This is a genomic window from Mesorhizobium sp. ISC15, from assembly GCF_037162615.1.
GTDB classification, from domain to species: Bacteria; Pseudomonadota; Alphaproteobacteria; order Rhizobiales; family Rhizobiaceae; genus Mesorhizobium; species Mesorhizobium mediterraneum.
Map to the genome: position 1 here is coordinate 1,724,903 of NZ_JAVSPX010000001.1, position 21,020 is coordinate 1,745,922.

The following is a 21,020-nucleotide window of genomic DNA, read 5'->3' on the forward strand; positions in this document are numbered from 1 at the left end:
AACATCCGAAATTGAGCACCCGGCTTGGGCTTCAGATATCCAGATTAGCGACCGACAGCGCGTTTTCCTGGATGAACTCGCGCCTGGGTTCGACCTCGTCCCCCATCAGTCGCGAAAACAGCGAGTCGGCGTCCGTCGCGTCATTGACCTTGACCTGCAGCAGCGAGCGCACATTCGGGTCGAGCGTGGTTTCCCAGAGCTGCTCGGCGTTCATCTCGCCGAGGCCCTTGTAGCGCTGCATGGTCAGGCCCTTGCGTCCGGTGGCAAACACGGCGTTGAGCAGTGCCAGCGGTCCCGAGATGGTTTCGGCCACATCCTTGCGGCGCAGCACCGGCGGCTCGCCATAGACCTCTGCCAGGCGCGGCGCATAGCGGTCGAGCTGGCGGGCATCGGCCGAATTGATCAGCGCGAGATCGAGATGCGCGAACTCCTTGACGCTGCGCACCGTGCGCTCGAACACATAGCCGCCGATGCCTTCGTTCGAGGTCGACATGCGGCCGGTCCAGCCGCGTTCGGTGTCCTCGGCGATGATGTCGAGACGCCGGGCGACACGCTCGGCCATGGCGTTGGCCCGGCCGAGATCGGCGAAAACCTCCGGGTTGAGCCCGCCCGCGATCGCCGCCTGCTCGACCACGCCTCTGTTATAGCGTGTGTGCAGCCCATTGATGAGCTGGCGCACCGCCAGCGCATCGTCGATGGCGCTGCGCAGGTCCTGTCCGGCCCGCACCTCGCCGGTGCTGAGCGCAAGCGACGCCTCTTCCAGCCCCGAGCCGATCAGGAATTCCTCGAAGGCGCTTTCATCCTTGATGTATTGCGAGCTCTTTCCGCGCGTCACCTTGTAGAGCGGCGGCTGCGCGATATAGAGATGGCCGCGCTCGATCAGCTCCGGCATCTGCCGGAAGAAGAACGTCAGCAGCAAGGTGCGGATGTGGGCGCCGTCGACGTCGGCGTCGGTCATCAGGATGATCTTGTGGTAGCGAAGTTTGTCGGCGTTGAATTCGTCCTTGCCGATCGAGGTGCCGAGCGCGGTGATCAGCGTGCCGATCATGTCGGAGCCGAGCATGCGGTCGAAGCGGGCCCGCTCGACATTGAGGATCTTGCCGCGCAGCGGAAGAATGGCCTGATTCTGGCGGGAACGGCCGCCCTTGGCCGAGCCGCCGGCGCTGTCGCCCTCGACGATGAAGATTTCGGACTTCGCCGGGTCGCGTTCCTGGCAGTCGGCCAGCTTGCCGGGCAGCGAGGTGACGCCGAGCGAGCTCTTGCGGGTGATGTCGCGCGCCTTGCGCGCGGCTTCGCGCGCCGCTGCCGCCTGGATGACCTTGTCGATGACGACCTTGCCCTCGGCAGGATGCTCTTCGAGCCAGGTGCCGAGCGCCTCGTTGACGAGCCCTTCCACCACCGGGCGGACTTCGGACGAGACCAGCTTGTCCTTGGTCTGCGAGGAGAATTTCGGGTCGGGAACCTTGACCGACAGCACCGCCGTCAGCCCTTCGCGGCAATCGTCGCCGATCAGCGCTACCTTCTCCTTCTTGGTGAGGCCCGAGGAGTCGCCGTAGCCGGTTATCTGGCGCGTCAGCGCGCCGCGGAAACCGGCAAGGTGCGTGCCGCCGTCGCGCTGCGGAATGTTGTTGGTGAAGGCCAGCACGTTCTCGTGGTAGCTGTCGTTCCACCACATGGCGACTTCGACGGTGATGCCGTCGCGCTCGGCCTTGATCGCAATCGGCTTGTCGATCAGCGGTTTCTTCACGCGGTCGAGATATTTGACGAACTCCTCCAGCCCGCCATCATAGTGCAGCTCATGGCGCACGACGTCGGCATGGCGGGCATCGGTCAGAACGATTCGCACGCCGGAATTCAGGAAGGCGAGTTCGCGCAGCCGATGCTCCAGCGTGCCGAAGTCGAATTCGACCATGGTAAAGGTTTCGGACGACGGGAAAAAGGTGATCTCGCTGCCGCTGCGCCCCTCATAGGTGCCGGCAACCTTGCGCTGCTCGTAGCTGCCGGTGACCCTCAGTGGCGCGTCGGCATTGCCGTGTGTGAAGCTCATCTCGTAAATCTGGCCATTGCGGCGGATCTTCAGCTTCAGCCAGGCCGACAGCGCGTTGACCACCGAGACGCCGACGCCGTGCAGGCCGCCGGACACTTTGTAGGAGTTCTGGTCGAACTTGCCGCCGGCATGCAGCTGGGTCATGATCACTTCCGCCGCCGAAATGCCTTCCCCGGTATGGATATCGGTCGGAATGCCGCGGCCATTGTCGATGACCGTCACCGAACCGTCGGGGTTGAGCGTCACCGTGACGAGGTCGGCATGGCCGGCCAGCGCCTCGTCGATGGCGTTGTCGACCACCTCGTAGACCATGTGATGCAGGCCCGAGCCGTCGTCGGTATCGCCGATATACATGCCCGGCCGTTTGCGGACGGCATCCAACCCCTTCAAAACCTTGATGGAATCGGCGCCGTACTCGGCCTCGGCGCCGCTGGCGTTGTCGATCTGATCGCTCATGAAAACCTGTCTGATTGATGCCGCATATCCAGCGCGAAAATATGGCTGCGAATCGCGCCGCTTTGATGTCCTAGATATAGGCACAAAAGGCGGTTTTTCCAAGGTTTGCAGGCATTTCCGGAGGGAAGCAGAGGACGCCTGTCCAGCAGAGCATCGGACTGAAAAATGGGAACCGGTTTTGGGAACAGAGCGGTGGCAACAAGAGCAGGCCAGCCTGTTTCGACAACTAGGCACTTTCTGTGCCCGGTCACATTCCGGAGAGCCGGTACTTCGGCCTTTGCCGTTCGGCCACATGGACGCTTGCCTTACCAGTCCCTACATTGAGTTCACCAGCGGAGCACGCCATGGACAGTCAGCCCGCCCCCTTCGTCCCGCCGGCGCCGAAGCCGCGCACGTCGCCGCCTTCGACGCTGGAGATGATCCGCATCGTCTACCGCAACCCGCTCGAACTGTGGGGTGAGCCGACCTACAACCAACCCTGGATATCGGTGACCGGTATCGGCGGCCCACTGGTCATCGCCAACGACCCCGGCCTCATCCGCCACGTGCTGGTCGACAACGCCAAAAACTACAAGATGGCGACGGTGCGCCAGATGATCCTGCGGCCGATCCTGCGCGACGGCCTGCTGACCGCCGAAGGTGAGGTATGGAGGCGTTCACGCAAGGCGATGGCGCCGGTGTTCACGCCGCGCCACATCTTCGGTTTTGCCGAGCCGATGCTGAGGCGCACGCGGGAGTTCGTCACGCGCTACGAGGGCGGCGGCACGTCGGACATCGCCCATGACATGACGCTGCTTACCTTTGACATCCTGGCCGAGACGCTGTTTTCCGGCGAAATATCGGGCGAGCCGGGCAGCTTCGCCAAGGAGATCGACCGGCTGTTCGAGACCATGGGCCGGGTTGATCCGCTCGACCTGTTGCGGGCACCCGAATGGCTGCCGCGCCTGACCCGCATCCGCGGCCGCAAGACCATGGCCTATTTCCGCAAGATCGTCACCGACACCGTCAAGATGCGCGAAGAGCGGGTCAAGCGCGATCCGGACAACGTGCCACAGGACTTTCTCACGCTTTTGCTCAAGGCGGAGGGACCGGACGGGCTGACGCGCGCCGAGGTCGAGGACAACATCATCACCTTCATCGGCGCCGGCCACGAAACCACGGCGCGTGCGCTCGGCTGGACGCTCTACTGCCTTGCCGAAGCGCCTTGGGAGCGCGAAAAGATCGAGCGCGAGATCGATGCCGTGCTGGCGCGCGAGCCCGACCCGACAAAGTGGCTCGACGCCATGCCGTTGACCCGCGCCGCGTTCGACGAAGCGCTCAGGCTCTATCCGCCGGCGCCGTCGATCAATCGCGAGCCGATCGAGCCCGAAACCTGGAACGGCCTCTATATACCGAGGCGCGCCGCGGTGCTGGTCATGCCCTGGGTCGTTCACCGTCATCGCAAGCTGTGGGACAGGCCTGACGCCTTCATGCCCGAACGCTTTCATCCGGGAAATCGCGAGAAGATCGACCGCTTCCAATATTTGCCGTTTGGTGCCGGCCCTCGCGTCTGCATTGGCGCCAGCTTTGCTATGCAGGAGGCGATCATCGCGCTGGCTATCATGCTGTCGCGCTTCCGCTTCGACACCACCGCCGAGACCAAGCCGTGGCCGGTGCAGAAACTGACGACGCAACCGCAGGGCGGCCTGCCGATGCAGGTCACACGGCGCGTTTCGTGAGCGTCTGATTGGCTGGTGTTATGCCGCCGTCTTGCGCTGGAACTGGCCGGCGGCGCGGTAGCGCCAGAGATAGCTCGGCAGGATGCTGCCGATCGACTGCGGCTGGATGCCGAGGCCGGCGAGAGTCCTGTTTTCCCTTGTGGCCGCGTCCGACACGATGTTGTGCTCGCGCAGCTGCAGGACCTGATCCTTGGTCAGCAGCGGATTGGGCAAAAGCCCGAGGATCGATGCCTGCATGTTCGCCACCGACCACGGCACCGACACCAGAAGCCGTTTGCGGTCGATCATCGCAAGCATTTCCTGCATGCATTCCTTGAAGGTCAGCACCTTCGGTCCGCCAAGCTCATAGACCCGGCCGCCCTGGACCTTGCCATCGACCGAGCGCGCCACCGCTTCAGCGACATCGCCGACATAGACCGGCTGGAATTTGGTCTGCCCGCCGCCGATCAGCGGCAGCACCGGCGAATAACGCGCCATGTTGGCGAAGCGGTTGAAGAAGCTGTCCTCCGGCCCGAAATTGATCGACGGCCGCAAGATGACGGCATCGCCGATGGTTTCCAGAACAGCTTTCTCACCGAGCGCCTTGGTGCGCGCATAGTCCGATTGCGCGTTCAGATCGGCGCCCAGCGCCGAGATGTGGGTGAGGCCGGCGCCGACGGCGCGCGCCGCTTCGGCGACCGCGCGGGCGCCGAATTCGTGGACGGACGTGAATTTCTGCCGGCCGCTCTCATGCAGGATCGCCACCAGGTTGACGACATGGTCGGCACCCTGCACGGCGCGGTCGACCGACCAGCGCACACGAACATTGGCCTGCACCGGCTGGATCTGGCCGACATTGCCGAGCGGCTGCAGATGGCCGGCGAGATCGGGCCGGCGGCAGGCGACCCTGATGCGATAACCGCGCCTGGCCAGCGCCCGCACCACGTGGCGGCCGACAAAGCCGGAGCCGCCAAACACGACGACGAGCTTTGGGGTCTGCAGGATTTCGGTCATTGCTGGCTCCGGCGCAGTTTCCAGATTTACTGGGGCCCAGATCTACTGGGGCTTGGCTGAAGCCGTTTCATAATCGGTTTCGCATCAAAGGCAAAGGGCGATCAATTGTCGCCGATGCCTCTGCTTCGGCTGGTTCAGAACGCTCTGCCGATGCGCGCGTCGATCGATTGGCGGTTGCCGCCGCGGATGACGAAGAAGAACAGGATCGCCGCCCACAGCAGCGATTTCTCGGCGCCCGAATAGCCTTGCCCCATAGTGACCCAATGGAACCACACCGTGACCAGAAGCACGAACATTCCGGCGAAGGCGGCCGGGCGGGTCAACAGGCCGATAGCGATGAGGATGCCGCCGAAGAACTCGGTGCAGGCCAGCAGCAGAGACCAAAATGCGCCGGGATAGAAGCCGAGGCCTTCGACCATCTCGGCGGCGCCGAACGGATCGGTGATCTTTTGCGAACCATGGATGGTGAGGAAGATGCCGGCCACGGCACGCAGGATGGTTTCGGAGGCGGTGTTCAGCGCCGCATAGAGGCTGCCAAGCGCTGGGAAGAAAAGGCTTCTGCTGGAATTGTCGGTGCTTGCGGACATTGGGGCTCCTCTTTTGCTGCTCGGCGCAAACACCCGACCACCTCGGCTAAAGTCAAATGAACAAAAGTTGACCAAAACAGGCATGTTAACCGATCAGACCCGAGAGAACGCAGAAAACCCCGCCGAAGCGGGGTTTTCCGGGTGACTTCCATGGTCGGCGTCAAGGTCCGACGAGGCGGCCTGACCTGAGACGGTATCAGGACGACGTGAGACGCCCGCCTCAGCCTTGGACACATCGGGCCCGGATGTCACCGCCCGGGCAAACCCCACCCCGGACAGGCATTGGTCGCGGCACAGCGCAAAAAGGTTCAACGACGGCGAAAAAAACGCAGACAAACTTTCTACGAAGAATACCGGGCGGCGAATTCGGAGATGCGTTGGACCACGGCCTTGGGCGCCGTTATGCCCCGTGCCGCCGCCTTCTCCGCCGCTTCGGCTCGGGCGCGGCCGGGCACATGCACGCCGTAGCGGCGGCGCAACCGGTCGAGTTGGTCCTTCATGCGCTTCTCGAAATCCGGATCGAGCAGCTTGGGCTCGACGGCCAGCACGAAGAGGCCGGTTCCCGGGCTATCCGGTCCGTCGGTGAACCATGGTGCATCGAGCGACCAGTTGGCGCCCGATAGGCCCGCCGCCAGCACTTCGACCATCAGCGCGATGTTGGCGCCGCGCTGGCCACCGAAGGCAAGCATCGCGCCTTTCATGGCGGCAGCGGGATCGGTGGTCGGGTTGCCGCTGACGTCCAAGGCCCAGCCTTCGGGAATTTTCTTGCCGTCCTCGGCCGCCTTGCGGATGTTGACGAAAGCCGTGGCGCTCGACGATTGGTCGATGACCAGTGGCGCTCCGTCGGCGGCGGGCGCGGCGAAGGACATCGGGTTGGTACAGTAGACCGGCTTGACCGAGCCCGAGCCGGCAAGCACAGCCGGTCCGTTGGTCGCGGCGAAGGACACCAGCCCCTGCGCGGCCAGCCGCCCGGTGAAATAGCCGAGTGCGCCGCATGTATAGGCGTTCTTCTGCGAAAAGATGGCGACGCCGAACAGGCGCGCCGCCTTGGCGAGACCGTCGATCGTGCGGTCGAAGCCCGTATGCGCCAGACCGCCACGCGCGTCGGAGAGATAGATCGCCAAAGCCGGCCTGGTGATGACCGGCTCGGCCTTGCCGTCGATGCGGCCGGCCTCCAGCGCTTCGAGATAGTCGATGAAATGCGACAGCCCGACCGTCGACAGACCTTCCGCCTCGGCCGCTACGATGGAGGCTGCGAGCGACTGCGCCGCTTCTTCATTGGCGCCGGCGCCGAGCGCCGCCATCCGGCACAGCCCTGTCGCCTGGTCGAGACTGAGTTGCATTGTGAGTGCCTCTAGTGAGTAGTGAGTAGGGATTTAGTGAGTAGTGTGAGCGACTGCCTACGCACTACTCACTACCGACTACTCACTAAAAACCCTAGCCGATCTTGTTCGGGATCCGCGCCTCGATCTTGCCGAGGGCGAAGACCAGGATGCCGGTGATCGCCATATAGATCAACGCCAGGAGCAGCAAGGGTTCATAGGTGAGGAAGGTGCCCTGCCTCACCTTGGACGAGACGGCGAAGATGTCGATCACGCTGATGGTCGCCACCAGCGGCGTCGATTTCAGCTGCAGCACGGTTTCGCCGGTCAGCGTCGGTAGCGCCCGGTAAAAAGCTTGCGGCAGCCAGATCCGCCGGAGGATCTTCCAGCGGCTCATGCCGAACGCACGGGCGGCCTCGAGCTGGCCCTTCGGCACCCCGGCAAAGGCGCCCCGCATCACCTCGCCCTCATAACCGGCGAAGGACAAGGTCAGCGCCAGGACGCCGTAGGGCCAGGCTTGCCTGAGATACGGCCACATCCAGGATTCGCGAATCCATGGATACTGCGGAAACAGCGAGCCGAGCCCATAGTAGAGCAGCCAGAGCTGCAGCAGCAGCGGCGTTCCCCTGATGACGGTGCAGAAAGCCTTTGCGGGCGCAGCTAACCAGAAGGGCCCGGCCGCCTGCGCCAACCCGAGCGGCACAGCGAGCGTGAAGCCCAGTACGCAGGTGACGGCCAGGATCCAGAGCGTGCGCCAGATGCCGACAAGCGCCATTTCATAATATTGCGGCAGCCAGTCCCAGCGCATGAAGAAGGCGGCCGCCAGAACCAGAGCCAGTCCGATCAGGACCAGCACGATGCGGTGCGGCTGCAGCCACAGCGACGCGCGGGCGGCTACGTTGACGATGGTCGCTTCGACAGCCATCAACGCGCCTCCTTGACGGAAGGCATGCCGCGCCGGGCCCGGGCCTCGATGCGGCCGATGATCAGATTGGAGACCAGCGTCAACAGAAGATAGATCATGCCTGCGGCGAGGAAGAATGTGAGATAGGCTTTGGTTACGCCCGCCGCTTGCCGCGTGGCCAATGTCAGTTCGAAGAAGCCGACGACTGCGAGCAGGGCGGTGTCCTTGGTGGCGATCAGCCAGAGATTGGCGAGGCCTGGTATGGCGAAGGGCAGCATCGCCGGCAGCGTGATGCGTCGCAGCAGGAGGCCGGGAGACATGCCAAAGGCTCTTGCGGCCTCGATCTGGCCTTGTGGGATGGCAAGGATCGCGCCGCGCATCACCTCGGTCGAATAGGCGCCCTGGACGAAGCCGAGCACGGCAATGCCGGCCACCAGCCCGCTGATGTCGATGCGCTGATATCCCATTGCCGTCAGCAGCTGGTTGATCAAATCGGTGCCTGCATAGTAGAGCAGCAGGATCAGCACCAGCTCCGGCACGGCGCGGACGATCGTCGTGTAGACCGCCAGCAGATCGCGCACCACGGGTCCGCCGTAGAGCTTGCCATACGCACCGCAAATGCCGATCACGAGGCCGAGGCCGAACGCACCGGCAGCGATCTCGACGGAGTGGAGAAGTCCGACCAGAAGTGTTCCGCCCCAGCCAGGCGGCGTCGGCGAAAGAAGTTCGATGATGCGGGCCGCAGAGGCCGGAAGAAATGCGTCGATCAGCGTCGCCCCCGAATTGCTGGCGCCAAAACCGCCGGCGATGCCGTCAGCGGAAAGCTTGCATGGGTGGATTTCGGCGAAACCACACGGCGCGCTGTCCGCGCCGTGTGGTTATTCGCTCAGCGATGCCGTCAGTTCGACTGTGTGTCGGCGCCGTAAATGTCGAAATCGAAGTACTTCTTCGAAATCTCGTCATATTTGCCGTTGGCGCGGATCGCCTTGATGCCGGCGTTGATCTTCTCCTTCAGCTCGGTGTCTTCCTTGCGGACGCCAGCGCCGACGCCGGGCCCAAGGATTGCCAGATCCGGCGCGACCGTGCCCTTCATATCGCAGCATTGCTTGCCCTGATCCGATTTCAGGAAGGCATCGAGCGCGATAGAATCGGCCTGCACCGCATCAACGCGACCGGCGGCAAGATCCTGATTGGCCTCGTCCTGGGTCTGATATTCCTTGATTTCCGCGGCTTCGGTGAAGTGCTTCTTGACGTAGTCGGCATGCACGGTCGAAACCTGGACGCCGATGATCTTGCCCTTGAGATCTTCCGGGGAAGCGCCGAACTTCTGGTCCTTCGGACCGATGATGGCCGTCGGCGTATTGTAATATTTGTCGGAGAAGTCGATCGTCTTCTTGCGCTCGTCGGTGATCGACATGGAGCTGGCGATAACGTCGATCTTCTTGGTCGTCAGCGCCGGGATGATGCCGTCCCAGGCGACAGGCGTGATAACGCAGTCGAGCTTCTGCTCGGCGCAGACCGCGTCGATGAATTCGATCTCCCAGCCGACCCATTTGCCCGAGGCATCCGGCGAGGTGAACGGCGGATAAGGTTCGGCGGCGACACCGATCTTGACCGGATCGGCCTTGGCCACGCCCATCGCGGCAACGCCGAGCAACAGCGCTGCGGCAAATGTCTTCAGAACGGTCTTCATTTCAGTAACTCCCAGTTTGTTGTTGTTCCCGTTTGTCCATCCGCCTCGGCTTAACCGATGTTGCGGATGAATTGCTTCAGCCTTTCGGATTTCGGAGCGCCGAAGATCTGCTCCGGCGGTCCCTCTTCCTCGACCAACCCGTTATAGAGATAGACGACATGCGTCGCGACCTCGCGGGCAAACTTCATCTCATGGGTGACCAGCACCATGGTGCGGCCCTCGCGCGCCAGATCGCCGATCACCTTCAGCACCTCGCCGATCAGTTCCGGGTCGAGCGCCGAGGTCGGCTCGTCGAACAGCATGACGCGCGGATTGATGGCCAGCGCCCGGGCGATGGCCGCGCGCTGCTGCTGACCACCCGACAGATAGGCCGGATAGACGTCACGCTTCTCGGCCAGGCCGACGCGGGCGAGCAGCTTTTCGGCCTCGGCGATAGCCACCTCGCGCTTGACGCCAAGAACATGCACCGGAACCTCGATGACGTTCTCGATCAGCGTCATGTGGCTCCACAGATTGAAATTCTGGAAAACCATGCCGAGCTTGGAGCGGATGCGCTCGATCTGCTTGCGGTCGGCGGGAACCGTGTGGCCGTGGCTGTCGGCCTTCATCCGGATCTCCTCGCCATTGACGCGGACGATGCCGCTGGTCGGGTTCTCCAGGCAATTGATGCAGCGCAGCAGCGTCGACTTGCCCGAACCGCTGCCGCCGATGATGGCGATGACCTCGCCGTCGCGCGCCGACAGCGAAACACCCTTCAGCACATGCAGTTCGCCGAATTTCTTGTGCAGGTTCTCGACATGGATGGCTTCGGCGGCGCTGTTCTGCGCCGTGTGCTTCAGGGCGGGGGCCGTGCCTTGCGTTATCACCTTTTCGGTGCCTCACGAAGCGGCTGGACCCGTCGCTGCTGGAATCTTTTACTCATTACCCATCACTGGACAGACTTCTCATTCTCAAGATGGACCGTTCCGCTTGCCTCCGTCAACCATGCTTTTTGGACCATTGATCACGGCTCGCTGAGTAGCTATTGGCTGGATGGGATGTTTCAGGAGTACTTGGTGGGTAAAGCATACGGGTCGCAGTCCATGGCCGGGCCCCTGCAGCGCGTGCTGATGCGGTCCGCCGCAAGCGCCATGCACCGCGCCGAAGCATCGGAATGGCACTATGGCCCCGGCTTCGATCCGCAAAAGGCGGCTGCCCAGCATGAGGCGCTGACGACGCTGGTTTCGGCATCTGGCGCCGAGATCGAATGGCTGACCGACGCCGACGACGGGCTTGCCGATTCCGTCTTCACCCACGATCCGTCGCTGATGACCGACCACGGCGCCATCATCCTTGCCATGGGCAAGGCGCTGCGCCGGGCCGAGCCCGGCCTGCACGAGGCGGCCTACAGGCGCATGGGCGTGCCTGTCCTTGGTCGCATCGAGCATCCCGGACAGGTCGAGGGCGGCGACTGCGTCTGGCTGGATGCAAGGACTCTGGCCGTCGGCCGCGGCGTGCGCACCAACCAGGAGGGCATCCAGCAACTCGCCAACCTGCTCTCACCCAAAGGTATCCAGGTCTACGGTTACGACCTGCCGCTCTGGCACGGCGAGGAGGCATGCCTGCATCTGATGTCGGTGATCAGTCCGCTCGCCGACGATCTGGCGCTGGTCTATGCACCGCTTTTGCCGGCTGCCTTCTACCAGATGCTGCGGGCGCGCGGCATTCGCCTGGTCGAGGGCGACGCGCAGGAGTTCTTCGCCTCCAACGGACTCAGCCTCAATGTGCTGCCGACCACGCCGCGCGACGTGATCGCCGTCGCCGGCTTCCCGAAGACCGCGGCGGCCATGGCGGCCGCCGGCTGCAGGGTTTCGACCTTCGAGGCGGACGCGCTGTGTATCGCCTGTGAGGGCGGCCCGACTTGCCTTACACGTCCGGTGCTCAGACAATGACGACAATCGGCGAAGCGCTCATCACTTTGCTCGAGGCCCATGATGTCGACACCGTCTTCGGCATTCCGGGTGTGCATACGGTCGAACTCTATCGCGGGCTGGCGCGCTCGAAGATCCGCCACGTCACGCCGCGCCACGAACAGGGCGCCGGCTTCATGGCCGACGGCTATGCGCGCGCCAGCGGCAGGCCGGGCGTCGCCTTCGTCATCACCGGGCCGGGGCTGACCAACACCATCACCGCCATGGGCCAGGCCCGCGCCGATTCGGTTCCGATGCTGGTGATCTCAGGCGTCAACGCCACGCCGACACTGGGCAAGGGCCTCGGCCATCTGCACGAGCTGCCCGACCAGCGCGGCATGATGGAGAAGGTCGCGCTATTCTCGCACCGTGTCACCGAGGCTGGCGAACTGCCCGGCGTGCTCGCCCGCGCCTTCGCCCTGTTTTCGTCCTCGCGTCCCGGTCCGGTCCATATTGAGATCCCAACCGATATTATGGTCAAGCCGGCCGATGGCATCGCGGCTTTGCTGACGAATGTAGCGCCGCCCGAACCGGATGCGGCGGCGATAGCAGAGGCGGCAAGACTTTGCGCGGCTGCCCGCCGACCGCTGATCCTTGCCGGCGGCGGCGCCAGGAGAGCCGAAGCGCCGTTGCAGCGCCTCGCCGAAAGGCTGGGAGCACCAGTGGTTCAGACCGCCAATGCCCGCGGCCTGCTGCACCGCCATTCGCTTGCCGTGCCGGCCAGCCCCAGCCTGAAGGCGGTGCGCGCGCTGATTGCCGACGCCGACCTGGTCATCGCCGCCGGCACCGAGTTCGGCCCGACCGACTATGATGGATATGGCGATGGCGGCTTTGTCCTGCCTACCAATCTCATCCGCATCGACATCGGCGCCGACCAGCTTGCCCGCCGACCAGCTACGATTTCGATCCAGGCCGATTGTGGCGTAGCCCTCGAGGCGCTGCTTTCAGAAATTGGTAGGGACCAGGCGCCATCGGGCGACGGTCAGGCTCGCGCCGCTGCGACCAGGCAAGCCGCGTTCGCCGAAATCAGCCCGGGTCTCCAAGCGCAAACCCGCGCCGTCGAGGTGATCCGTGATGCATTGCCGGGCTCGATCATCGTCGGCGATTCGACCCAGCCGGTCTATGCCGCCAACCTCTATTACGACCACGACCGCCCGGGCGGCTGGTTCAACGCCGCCACCGGCTTCGGCGCGCTGGGCTATGGTCCGGCGGCCGCGATCGGTGCGGCCCTTGCCGTGCCCGATGCGCCGGTCGTTTGTCTCACCGGCGACGGTGGGTTTCAGTTCACGCTGCCGGAACTGGGAGCCGCGCTCGATGCTGCGGCGCCGGTGATCTTCGTCGTCTGGAACAATCGCGGCTATCGCGAAATCGAAACCTCGATGCTCGATGTCGGCGTCGAGCCGGTCGGCGTATCGCCGGCGCCGCCTGATTTCTGCAAGCTGGCCGAAGCCTATGGCATTGCCGCCGAGCGACTCGCCGGCATCGGTCATCTGGCAGACGCACTTAAGCGCGCGCGGGCGACCGGACTGCCGTATGTCATCGAGATCACTGTCGATTGAGTGCTGTGGCAGCGTCTGCTTGGAGATACGATCTTCGATGGATAGCCGACGGCTTGACGCGCACAAGCGACGCTGTGTCATCGAGATTTCGGTTGAGTGATCGCGCGAAAGGCGCGACCCTTCGGCGGCGGCGCGGCATATGAATGACTGGAGCGGTCGAAGATGACGGACACACTGGACGGCAGGCATATTGTGGTGACCGGCGGCACCGGAGCGCTCGGTGGCGCGGTTGTCGGCAAACTGCTGGAGCAGGGCGCGATCTGCCATGTGCCCAATGCCCATGCTGCCGCGCCTGCGCATTTTCCCTTCCCGGCCCATGAGCGCGTCCGGCTGGCGCACAATGTCGATCTCGCCGACCCCGCCAAGGTCGATGCGTTCTACGCCAGTGTTACGGATTTGTGGGCATCCATCCATCTGGCCGGCGGCTTCACCGCCGCGCCGGTCGAGAAGATCGAGCCCGCGTCCTTTGCAGAAATGATGGACACCAACGCCCGTACCACCTTCCTGTGCTGCCGCGCGGCGATACGCTCGATGCTGGAATCTTCCGTGTCGGGCCGTATCGTCAATGTCACGGCGCGCGCCGGGCTCGACCTGCGGCGCGGTTCCGGCATGGTCGCCTATGCCGCCAGCAAGGCGGCGGTCGCGGCAATGACGGTGGCGATGGCGGAAGAACTCAAGGGCAAGGGCATCCTGGTCAATGCGGTCGCGCCCTCGACCCTCGATACGCCGGCTACCCGGGCTGACATGCCGGCTGCCGATTTCAGCAAATGGGTCAGCCTGGAAGCTGCCGCTGAGGCCATTGCATACCTCGCTTCGCCGGCCAATCTGGCGATGAGCGGCACACTGGTGCCGCTTTACGGCAGGGCCTGATTGGCCGGTATCGGATCGGGCCGAGGACTCGCTGGAAATCAGCGTCATCCGGGGGCTCATTTGCAGACGAGCTCGCCGAGCTTGAGCAAGAACTTGCGCGGTCCCGGCATCACGGCCGCGCTGGCATCGTCGACGATCAGCACGTCGAGTGCGCAGCCGCCGGCCCGCACCCGGTAATGGTCGTTTCCCACACGCTCGACCGCGTCGATCGGGCCGCGCCTTTCCAGCACGCCGGCGACGGCGCCGCTGTCGACTATGGCCTGGATTTCGGCTTTGCGTTGCCAGTGGGGCGGCAGGGCTGCCGATGCCGCGATCGTGCCGATCAACAGGATTGCAAGACTAAAACCGATGCGGATCATAGAACTCGCGCCTTCGATCGTTTCGCATAGTCCCCGGACCGACCTTTCGGGCCGATGCGGCAGACTACAGGCTCCATCGGGCGTTTCAAGCATGACCGGCTGCCGGGCCACCCAGTGACATTGCGCGACTCTCGCGATCATGAAAAAACCCGCGAACCTTTCGGTCCGCGGGTTGTGTGTTCGAGCCGTGCGCTAGGCGTGGCGTTTGCAGACTTAGCTGCCCTGCTTCTTCAGCGCGGCACCCAGAATGTCGCCCAGCGAAGCGCCGGAGTCGGTCGAGCCGTACTGAGCGACCGCTTCCTTCTCCTCGGCGATTTCCAGCGCCTTGATCGAGACCTGCAGCTTGCGGGTCTTCTTGTCGAAGGCGATGACGCGGGCGTCGACCTTCTGGCCGACCGTGAAGCGCTCGGGGCGCTGCTCGTCGCGGTCACGGCTGAGGTCGGAGCGCTTGATGAAGGTCTCGATGCCGCTGTCGACCAGCCGCACTTCCAGACCGCCATCCTTGACGCCGGTGACCTCGCAGGTGACAACCGCGTTCTTGCGCAGTTCGCCTGAAGTCGCTGCCTCGCCGGCCGTGTCCTTGGCCAGCTGCTTGATGCCGAGCGAGATGCGCTCCTTGTCGATGTCGACGTCGAGCACCTGCGCCTTGACCATGTCGCCGCGATTGTACTCCTCGATCACCTGCTCGCCCGGACGGGTCCAGTCGAGGTCGGAAAGATGGACCATGCCGTCGACATCGCCTTCGAGGCCGATGAACAGGCCGAACTCGGTCTTGTTCTTGACCTCGCCCTCGACCTGGCTGCCGACCGGATGGCTGCTGGCGAAAGCCTGCCACGGGTTCTCGAGCGTCTGCTTGAGGCCGAGCGAGATGCGGCGCTTGGCCGGATCGACCTCGAGCACCACCACGTCGACTTCCTGCGTCGTCGACAGGATCTTGCCGGGATGCACGTTCTTCTTCGTCCACGACATTTCCGAAACGTGGATGAGGCCCTCGATGCCCGGCTCCAGCTCGACGAACGCGCCGTAGTCGGTGATGTTGGTGACGGTGCCCTTGATCTTCTTGCCGATCGGGAATTTCGTTCCGATCTCGGACCACGGATCGCTCTCGAGCTGCTTCATGCCGAGCGAGATGCGGTGGGTTTCCTGGTTGATGCGGATGATCTGCACCTTGACCGTCTGGCCGATGTTGAGGATTTCGGTCGGATGGTTGACACGGCGCCATGCCATGTCGGTGACATGCAGCAGGCCGTCGATGCCGCCGAGGTCGACGAACGCACCATAGTCGGTGATGTTCTTGACGACGCCTTCGACCACTTGGCCCTCTTCGAGGTTCTGCACGATTTCCGAACGCTGCTCGGCGCGGCTTTCCTCGAGCACGGTGCGGCGCGACACCACGATGTTGCCGCGGCGGCGATCCATCTTCAGGATCTCGAAGGGCTGCGGGTTGTGCATCAGCGGCGAGACGTCGCGGATCGGGCGGATGTCGACCTGGCTGCGCGGCAGGAAGGCCACGGCGCCGTCGAGATCGACGGTGAAGCCGCCCTTGACCTGGTTGAAGATGACGCCTTCGACGCGCTCGCCCTTGGTGAACTTCTCTTCGAGGCGGACCCAGCTCTCTTCGCGGCGGGCCTTTTCACGGGAAAGCATCGCTTCGCCAAGCGCGTTCTCGATGCGCTCGACATAGACTTCGACCGTGTCGCCGACCTTGAGCGTCGTGTCCTTGCCCTTGACGCCGAATTCCTTCAGCGGCACGCGGCCTTCGACCTTGAGGCCGACGTCGATGATAGCCATGTCCTTTTCGATCGCGGTGATCGTGCCCTTGACGACTTGGCCTTCGCCGGAATGGCCGGCGGAAAATGATTCTTCGAGCAGGCTCGCGAAATCATCGCGAGTGGGGTTTGCAACTGACATAGTTTCTCCTGGAATGCCCCGCATCTGTCGCGGGGCGGGCGCCGTGGGTTAGCGTTGCGTTGGCCTGCCGGCGTTCCGGGCTTCAAAAAAGCCCTTGGCCGCCTAAGCGGCAATTCCGGCGCATGAAGAATGCTGGCAGGCTGGGTTCGTGCCCGATATGGGTATCTTTTCGCCGCCGGCAATCGGCAACGGGAGGAAAACCCGGCTCAGGCTTTGTTTCTCTTGGCCAGAACGTCGTCGATGATCGCCTTGGCCGCAAGAAACGCGGCTTCTATAGCCATTTCCGACGTGTCGAGCAAGTGCGCATCGGCGGCCGGCTTCAGCGGCGAGTCGGCGCGGCCCATGTCGCGCTCGTCGCGGCGCAGGATATCGGCCAGGATCTCGTCAAAATTGGCGGTGCCGCCGATGCTCTCGATCTCGGCCAGCCGTCGCTGTGCCCGCACCTCGGCGCTCGCCGTCACATAGAGTTTTATGTCGGCGTCGGGGCAGACCACGGTGCCGATGTCGCGGCCGTCGAGCACCGCGCCCGGCGCCGCCTTGGCGAAATCGCGCTGCTTTTCGACCAGTATGCGCCGCACCGACGGGAACACAGCGACTTTCGAGGCCGCCTCGCCGACCGCATGCGCCGACAGCACCGACCGGTCGAGCTTTGCCAGATCGACCTGGCGGGCAGCGGTTTCGGCCGCCGAGACATTGTCGAGCGGCAGGCCGAGCCGAAGCAGCGCATGGGCCACCGCGCGATAGGTGAGGCCGGTGTCGAGCAGGTTCAGTCGGTAGTGGTCGGCCAGCCGCCGCGCCAGCGTGCCTTTGCCGGCGCCGGCGGGTCCGTCGATGGCGATGGTGAAGGGGGTGCTCATTCGCCGCCCACCGTAACCGAAAAGCACAATGATCCAGATAGGCGTGGCGATCCTTCGCGCCCCCCTCTGTCCTGCCGGACATCTCCCCCACTTGGGGGGAGATTGGCGGTCACCGCGGCTTTCGCCAATTGTCTACGTTGCAGGATTGAGCGGAGCGCCGAAGCTGCCGATCTCCCTCCTTGTGGAGGAGATGTCCGGCAGGACAGAGGGGGGCGCTGTCCCGCCGACGTTTCAGTTTGGCCCCAACCTTCAAGGCTATTGATTGCCATCAACTGTCACTCGATCTCCGCCCCCAGCCTCTTCATAAGCCCCATGAACTCGGGAAAGCTGGTCGCGATCATCGCCTGGTCGTCGACGGTGACAGGCTTTTCCGCTGCCAGCCCCATCACCAGAAAGCTCATGGCAATGCGGTGGTCGAGATGGGTCTGGACGACGGTGTTGCGTCCATTGGGATGTCTGCCAAGCCCTTTGCCGCCGGGCTTTCCACGCACCGCCAGTGTGGCCTCCCCCTCGGCGCAGTCGACGCCGTTGAGCTTCAGCCCTTCGGCGACGGCCGACAGCCGGTCGGATTCCTTCACCCGCAGTTCTTCCAGCCCCAGCATCAGGGTCTCGCCCTCGGCGAAGCTCGCTGCAACCGCAAGCACCGGATATTCGTCGATCATCGTCGGCGCCCGTTCGGGTGGCACGGTGACGCCCTTCAGCTCGGAATAGCGCACGCGCAGATCGGCGACATCTTCGCCGCCTTCGTTGCGCGGGTCGAGAATGTCGATCCGGGCGCCCATTTCCTGCAGCGTCAACAGAAGCCCGGTGCGGGTCGGGTTCATCAGCACGTTTTCGATTGTAATGTCCGAGCCCGGCACGATCAGCGCCGCCACCAGCGGGAAGCCGGCCGAGGACGGGTCGCCCGGCACCGCGATCGTCTGTCCGGTGAGCTTGCCCTGGCCCTCGATGAAGATGTGGCGCACGCCGCGCTCGTCGGTCTCGACCGACAGATTGGCGCCGAATCCCTTCAGCATCTTCTCGGTGTGGTCGCGCGTCATCACCGGCTCGATGACGGTCGTGACGCCGGGCGTGTTCAGCCCGGCGAGCAGCACCGCCGACTTCACCTGCGCCGAGGCCATCGGCACGCGGTAGGTGATGGGCGCTGCGTGCTTGGGCCCGTGCAGCGTGATCGGCATGCGGTCGCCGGGCGTCGCCTTCAGCACCTGCACGCCCATCTGGCGCAGCGGCTCGAGCACACGGCCCATCGGCCGGCCGGACAGCGAGGCGTCGCCGATGAACGTCGTTTCCATGTCGTAGGTGCCGACCAGGCCCATGGTGAGGCGCGAACCGGTGCCGGCATTGCCGAAATCGAGCGGACCTTCCGGCTGCAGCAGCGCGCCGTTGCCGGTGCCGCGGATCACCCACTCAGTGCCGTGCTTCTCGATATGCGCGCCCATCGCCTTCATCGCCGCGCCGGTGCGCATGACATCTTCGCCTTCCAGCAGGCCGGTGATGCGGGTCTCGCCGGAGGCGAGGCCGCCGAACATGAACGAGCGGTGCGAGATCGACTTGTCGCCGGGCACCCGCGCCGTGCCTGAAAGCGCTGACGATTTGCGAGCGGTGGCCGGTTTCGGGGCGGCAGTGTGCGACATGGGGTTTTCCCTGGATCAAACGCCGGCAGCCGGCCTTTTCTTTTGGTTTGGGCGGTCTCGTATCACGGCGGACCGAAATGGTCATCCCCTTGCAACAGGTCTCTCAACACCGGGATTTATGACGTTGGCTTTAGGCTTTGACAGCGCCGTAAACTCTGGTTATGGGGACCAAACTTTCATCGACGAGGCTTGCTGTGGCAAAACCCGAACTTGGCACCAAACGCATCGACCCCGAAACGGGTCAAAAATTCTACGACCTGAACAAGGATCCGGTCGTCTCGCCCTATACCGGCAAGAGCTATCCACGTTCCTATTTCGAGGAAGGCAAGGTCGCCCCCATCGAGGAGGAAGAGGAAGTTGCCGAGAAGGAAGCGGACGCCGAGGAGGAAGAGGGTGTCGAGGTCGTCTCCCTCGAAGAGGCCGACGAGGATGCGAAAGCCGACGATCTTCCCGATCTCGGCGATGACGAGGACGATGTGGACCTCGGCGATGACGACGACGATACTTTCCTCGCCGACGAAGAGGAAGAAGACGACGATGTCGCCGACATGATCGGCGTCGGCGACGACGACGACGAAGTCTGATCCGGCCTCTGACGCGAGCGACCGCCGACTTTCGCGGCGTCTTAAGAAAAAGCCGCTCTTGAAGGCTTGATATTGACGGAAGGCGGGGTTAGAAGCCGCCTGCACTAACGGCGCGGTCTCAACCCGCGCCGGATCTCTTCGCCGGCAACGGCGCCGGTAGACTGCCGGAAGTGGGGCCATAGCTCAGTTGGGAGAGCGCTTGAATGGCATTCAAGAGGTCGTCGGTTCGATTCCGATTGGCTCCACCAGTTTTCTCCTACGGAAATCAGTCTCTTTAGGCGGCCTGCCTATCACTGGCAGGCCTCACAAAACCGGTCGGTCCTCCTGTTCGCTGGATTTCTGCTAGCCGACACCTTGCGGTGACATCCGCCGCAGGGTTCCTAGCGGTCGCCTGAAGCGAAAACCCCGGCAACCACCGGGGTTTTCAGCACACTATTTGCTAATAATACCAATCCCAGACCCAAACCCGCCTGCGACGGCACCGGACGCGCCGATAGCCATTCCGCCAGTAGCGACGGCAGACCCTTCTCCAAGCGCGCCGCCTGCGCCGCCGCCTGCGGTGCCACCGCCGATGGCGGACCGGCTCTGCTTGAGTATCTTCGTCCTCGAAGGTTTCTATATCCGGCGCGTCGAGTTCATCGAGAATGCCGCTTCTGGCGTCCGGTACACCGGCTATTGCGTCGATAGGCCGAACTGCGCTCACAAGGGCTGCTGCCCCAGCAAGGCCAAACATTCCTGTCAAAAATGATCGCCGATCCATGGAAACCTCCAATCTTCTAGGCAGCGAGACAAGGTTCGCAATTGGAAGATAGCGCAGTGGATACAAAAACCAAAGTCAGCCCTATTAATGGTATTTAAAGAAGCTTAACGGGTCGGCTCCGCGAACATATGGTGGTCCCTCTGAATTCGAAGAGATGACTGCGTCAATTATTGCCGTGCCGCATTGCACAATCGCGCGGCGTGCGCAAAATACGGCATGATCCGAAAATCCCTCACCGTCCTGGTGATCGATGAAAACCACATTCGCGCCTCCATCATCGAGGCGGGATTGCGGGAGGCCGGGCATGAGCAGGTCACGGTCGTTCACGATGTTGCGGGAATAGCGCGGCGGATCGCCGAGATCGAACCGGACGTAATCGTCATCGATCTCGAAAATCCCAACCGCGACATGCTTGAAAACATGTTCCAGCTTTCGCGCGTGGTGAAGCGGCCGATCGCCATGTTCGTCGACCGGTCGGATCAGGCTTCGATCGAGGCTGCGGTGGAAGCGGGGGTCTCCGCCTATGTCGTCGACGGGCTGCGCCAGGAGCGCGTCAAGCCGATCCTCGACATGGCGATCAGCCGCTTCAACGCCTTCTCGCGGATGGCGCGCGAACTCGAAGAAGCCCGCAGTGAATTGGAGGACCGCAAGGTCATCGACCGCGCCAAGGGCATCCTGATGAGGTCGCGCGGCCTGTCGGAGGACGCAGCCTATACGCTTCTGCGCAAGACCGCCATGAACCAGAACCGCAAGATCAGCGAAATCGCGCAGAGCCTGGTGACGGCGGCAGGCCTTCTGGATCCCGGAGAGAGTTGAG

General features: G+C 63.6%; 18 protein-coding genes and 1 tRNA gene. 7 read left to right on the forward strand and 12 right to left on the reverse strand.

The window, feature by feature from the left end:
* Nucleotides 1–31: 31 nt before the first annotated feature.
* A complete protein-coding gene (gene gyrB / locus RPG13_RS08555) occupies nucleotides 32–2,503 on the reverse strand; it encodes a DNA topoisomerase (ATP-hydrolyzing) subunit B (RefSeq protein ID WP_095484362.1) in 2,472 nt (823 codons plus the stop codon).
* A 344-nt stretch (nucleotides 2,504–2,847) separates the two neighbouring features.
* Here gyrB and RPG13_RS08560 point away from each other — a divergent pair, with 344 nt between their 5' ends.
* The gene (locus tag RPG13_RS08560; RefSeq protein ID WP_337124841.1) at nucleotides 2,848–4,221 is read left to right on the forward strand and encodes a cytochrome P450; all 1,374 of its coding nucleotides are present in this window, start codon (nucleotides 2,848–2,850) and stop codon (nucleotides 4,219–4,221) included.
* An 18-nt stretch (nucleotides 4,222–4,239) separates the two neighbouring features.
* Here the strand turns inward: RPG13_RS08560 and RPG13_RS08565 are convergent, their stop codons facing one another.
* The 7 genes from RPG13_RS08565 to RPG13_RS08595 all read right to left on the reverse strand — a co-directional run bounded on the left by RPG13_RS08565 (nucleotide 4,240) and on the right by RPG13_RS08595 (nucleotide 10,583).
* Complete coding sequence (locus RPG13_RS08565) at nucleotides 4,240–5,214, reverse strand: complex I NDUFA9 subunit family protein (protein WP_337124842.1); 975 nt, start codon at nucleotides 5,212–5,214, stop codon at nucleotides 4,240–4,242.
* Between the two features lie 134 nt (nucleotides 5,215–5,348).
* On the reverse strand, nucleotides 5,349–5,801 hold the full coding sequence (locus tag RPG13_RS08570; protein WP_337124843.1) for a DoxX family protein: 453 nt from the start codon (nucleotides 5,799–5,801) through the stop codon (nucleotides 5,349–5,351).
* 341 nt (nucleotides 5,802–6,142) lie between these two features.
* A complete protein-coding gene (locus tag RPG13_RS08575; protein WP_126103912.1) occupies nucleotides 6,143–7,144 on the reverse strand; it encodes an Ldh family oxidoreductase in 1,002 nt (333 codons plus the stop codon).
* A 94-nt stretch (nucleotides 7,145–7,238) separates the two neighbouring features.
* Nucleotides 7,239–8,048 carry an ABC transporter permease gene (locus RPG13_RS08580; protein WP_337124844.1) on the reverse strand — a complete coding sequence of 270 codons (810 nt, stop codon included), beginning with the start codon at nucleotides 8,046–8,048 and terminating at the stop codon, nucleotides 7,239–7,241.
* Nucleotides 8,048–8,713, reverse strand: coding sequence for an ABC transporter permease (locus tag RPG13_RS08585; RefSeq protein ID WP_095484354.1), 666 nt, complete (start codon nucleotides 8,711–8,713; stop codon nucleotides 8,048–8,050). Before RPG13_RS08585 ends, RPG13_RS08580 begins: the two co-directional genes overlap by 1 nt.
* 212 nt (nucleotides 8,714–8,925) lie before the next feature.
* Nucleotides 8,926–9,720: a transporter substrate-binding domain-containing protein gene (locus tag RPG13_RS08590; RefSeq protein WP_095484352.1), complete on the reverse strand. Its 795-nt coding sequence runs from the start codon at nucleotides 9,718–9,720 to the stop codon at nucleotides 8,926–8,928.
* A 50-nt stretch (nucleotides 9,721–9,770) separates the two neighbouring features.
* Nucleotides 9,771–10,583, reverse strand: a complete 813-nt coding sequence (locus tag RPG13_RS08595; RefSeq protein ID WP_127290421.1) for an ABC transporter ATP-binding protein — start codon at nucleotides 10,581–10,583, stop codon at nucleotides 9,771–9,773.
* A 219-nt stretch (nucleotides 10,584–10,802) separates the two neighbouring features.
* Here RPG13_RS08595 and RPG13_RS08600 point away from each other — a divergent pair, with 219 nt between their 5' ends.
* From RPG13_RS08600 to RPG13_RS08610, 3 genes are all read left to right on the forward strand, one after another.
* On the forward strand, nucleotides 10,803–11,651 hold the full coding sequence (locus RPG13_RS08600) for a dimethylarginine dimethylaminohydrolase family protein (protein WP_337126998.1): 849 nt from the start codon (nucleotides 10,803–10,805) through the stop codon (nucleotides 11,649–11,651).
* Complete coding sequence (locus tag RPG13_RS08605; protein ID WP_337124845.1) at nucleotides 11,648–13,228, forward strand: 5-guanidino-2-oxopentanoate decarboxylase; 1,581 nt, start codon at nucleotides 11,648–11,650, stop codon at nucleotides 13,226–13,228. Before RPG13_RS08600 ends, RPG13_RS08605 begins: the two co-directional genes overlap by 4 nt.
* A 162-nt stretch (nucleotides 13,229–13,390) precedes the next feature.
* On the forward strand, nucleotides 13,391–14,098 hold the full coding sequence (locus tag RPG13_RS08610) for an SDR family NAD(P)-dependent oxidoreductase (protein WP_095484348.1): 708 nt from the start codon (nucleotides 13,391–13,393) through the stop codon (nucleotides 14,096–14,098).
* Between the two features lie 56 nt (nucleotides 14,099–14,154).
* Here RPG13_RS08610 and RPG13_RS08615 read toward each other — a convergent pair whose 3' ends face one another.
* The 4 genes from RPG13_RS08615 to aroA form a co-directional block, all read right to left on the reverse strand.
* Nucleotides 14,155–14,457, reverse strand: coding sequence for a hypothetical protein (locus tag RPG13_RS08615; RefSeq protein ID WP_337124846.1), 303 nt, complete (start codon nucleotides 14,455–14,457; stop codon nucleotides 14,155–14,157).
* Between the two features lie 213 nt (nucleotides 14,458–14,670).
* Nucleotides 14,671–16,368 (reverse strand): 30S ribosomal protein S1, encoded by a 1,698-nt coding sequence (gene rpsA, locus RPG13_RS08620; protein ID WP_127206017.1) that lies wholly within the window; start codon nucleotides 16,366–16,368, stop codon nucleotides 14,671–14,673.
* 206 nt (nucleotides 16,369–16,574) lie between these two features.
* On the reverse strand, nucleotides 16,575–17,225 hold the full coding sequence (gene cmk / locus RPG13_RS08625; RefSeq protein WP_292221033.1) for a (d)CMP kinase: 651 nt from the start codon (nucleotides 17,223–17,225) through the stop codon (nucleotides 16,575–16,577).
* Nucleotides 17,226–17,500: 275 nt separating this feature from the next.
* Nucleotides 17,501–18,859: a 3-phosphoshikimate 1-carboxyvinyltransferase gene (aroA, locus tag RPG13_RS08630; RefSeq protein ID WP_337124847.1), complete on the reverse strand. Its 1,359-nt coding sequence runs from the start codon at nucleotides 18,857–18,859 to the stop codon at nucleotides 17,501–17,503.
* A 194-nt stretch (nucleotides 18,860–19,053) separates the two neighbouring features.
* Here aroA and RPG13_RS08635 point away from each other — a divergent pair, with 194 nt between their 5' ends.
* From RPG13_RS08635 to RPG13_RS08645, 3 genes are all read left to right on the forward strand, one after another.
* Nucleotides 19,054–19,443: a TIGR02300 family protein gene (locus RPG13_RS08635; protein WP_095485047.1), complete on the forward strand. Its 390-nt coding sequence runs from the start codon at nucleotides 19,054–19,056 to the stop codon at nucleotides 19,441–19,443.
* Nucleotides 19,444–19,615: 172 nt separating this feature from the next.
* Nucleotides 19,616–19,691: transfer RNA gene (locus RPG13_RS08640), tRNA-Ala, on the forward strand.
* A gap of 728 nt (nucleotides 19,692–20,419) precedes the next feature.
* On the forward strand, nucleotides 20,420–21,019 hold the full coding sequence (locus RPG13_RS08645) for an ANTAR domain-containing response regulator (protein ID WP_023796771.1): 600 nt from the start codon (nucleotides 20,420–20,422) through the stop codon (nucleotides 21,017–21,019).
* Nucleotide 21,020: the final 1 nt, after the last annotated feature.

Coding starts and splice junctions, on each gene's coding strand:
- RPG13_RS08580 (WP_337124844.1), bottom strand. CDS start 8,048: ATGGCTGTCGAAGCGACCATCGTCAACGTAGCCGCCCGCGCGTCGCTG.
- RPG13_RS08575 (WP_126103912.1), bottom strand. CDS start 7,144: ATGCAACTCAGTCTCGACCAGGCGACAGGGCTGTGCCGGATGGCGGCG.
- RPG13_RS08560 (WP_337124841.1), top strand. CDS start 2,848: ATGGACAGTCAGCCCGCCCCCTTCGTCCCGCCGGCGCCGAAGCCGCGC.
- RPG13_RS08605 (WP_337124845.1), top strand. CDS start 11,648: ATGACGACAATCGGCGAAGCGCTCATCACTTTGCTCGAGGCCCATGAT.
- RPG13_RS08645 (WP_023796771.1), top strand. CDS start 20,420: ATGATCCGAAAATCCCTCACCGTCCTGGTGATCGATGAAAACCACATT.
- rpsA (WP_127206017.1), bottom strand. CDS start 16,368: ATGTCAGTTGCAAACCCCACTCGCGATGATTTCGCGAGCCTGCTCGAA.
- RPG13_RS08610 (WP_095484348.1), top strand. CDS start 13,391: ATGACGGACACACTGGACGGCAGGCATATTGTGGTGACCGGCGGCACC.
- cmk (WP_292221033.1), bottom strand. CDS start 17,225: ATGAGCACCCCCTTCACCATCGCCATCGACGGACCCGCCGGCGCCGGC.
- RPG13_RS08590 (WP_095484352.1), bottom strand. CDS start 9,720: ATGAAGACCGTTCTGAAGACATTTGCCGCAGCGCTGTTGCTCGGCGTT.
- RPG13_RS08565 (WP_337124842.1), bottom strand. CDS start 5,214: ATGACCGAAATCCTGCAGACCCCAAAGCTCGTCGTCGTGTTTGGCGGC.
- gyrB (WP_095484362.1), bottom strand. CDS start 2,503: ATGAGCGATCAGATCGACAACGCCAGCGGCGCCGAGGCCGAGTACGGC.
- RPG13_RS08600 (WP_337126998.1), top strand. CDS start 10,803: ATGGCCGGGCCCCTGCAGCGCGTGCTGATGCGGTCCGCCGCAAGCGCC.
- aroA (WP_337124847.1), bottom strand. CDS start 18,859: ATGTCGCACACTGCCGCCCCGAAACCGGCCACCGCTCGCAAATCGTCA.
- RPG13_RS08615 (WP_337124846.1), bottom strand. CDS start 14,457: ATGATCCGCATCGGTTTTAGTCTTGCAATCCTGTTGATCGGCACGATC.
- RPG13_RS08570 (WP_337124843.1), bottom strand. CDS start 5,801: ATGTCCGCAAGCACCGACAATTCCAGCAGAAGCCTTTTCTTCCCAGCG.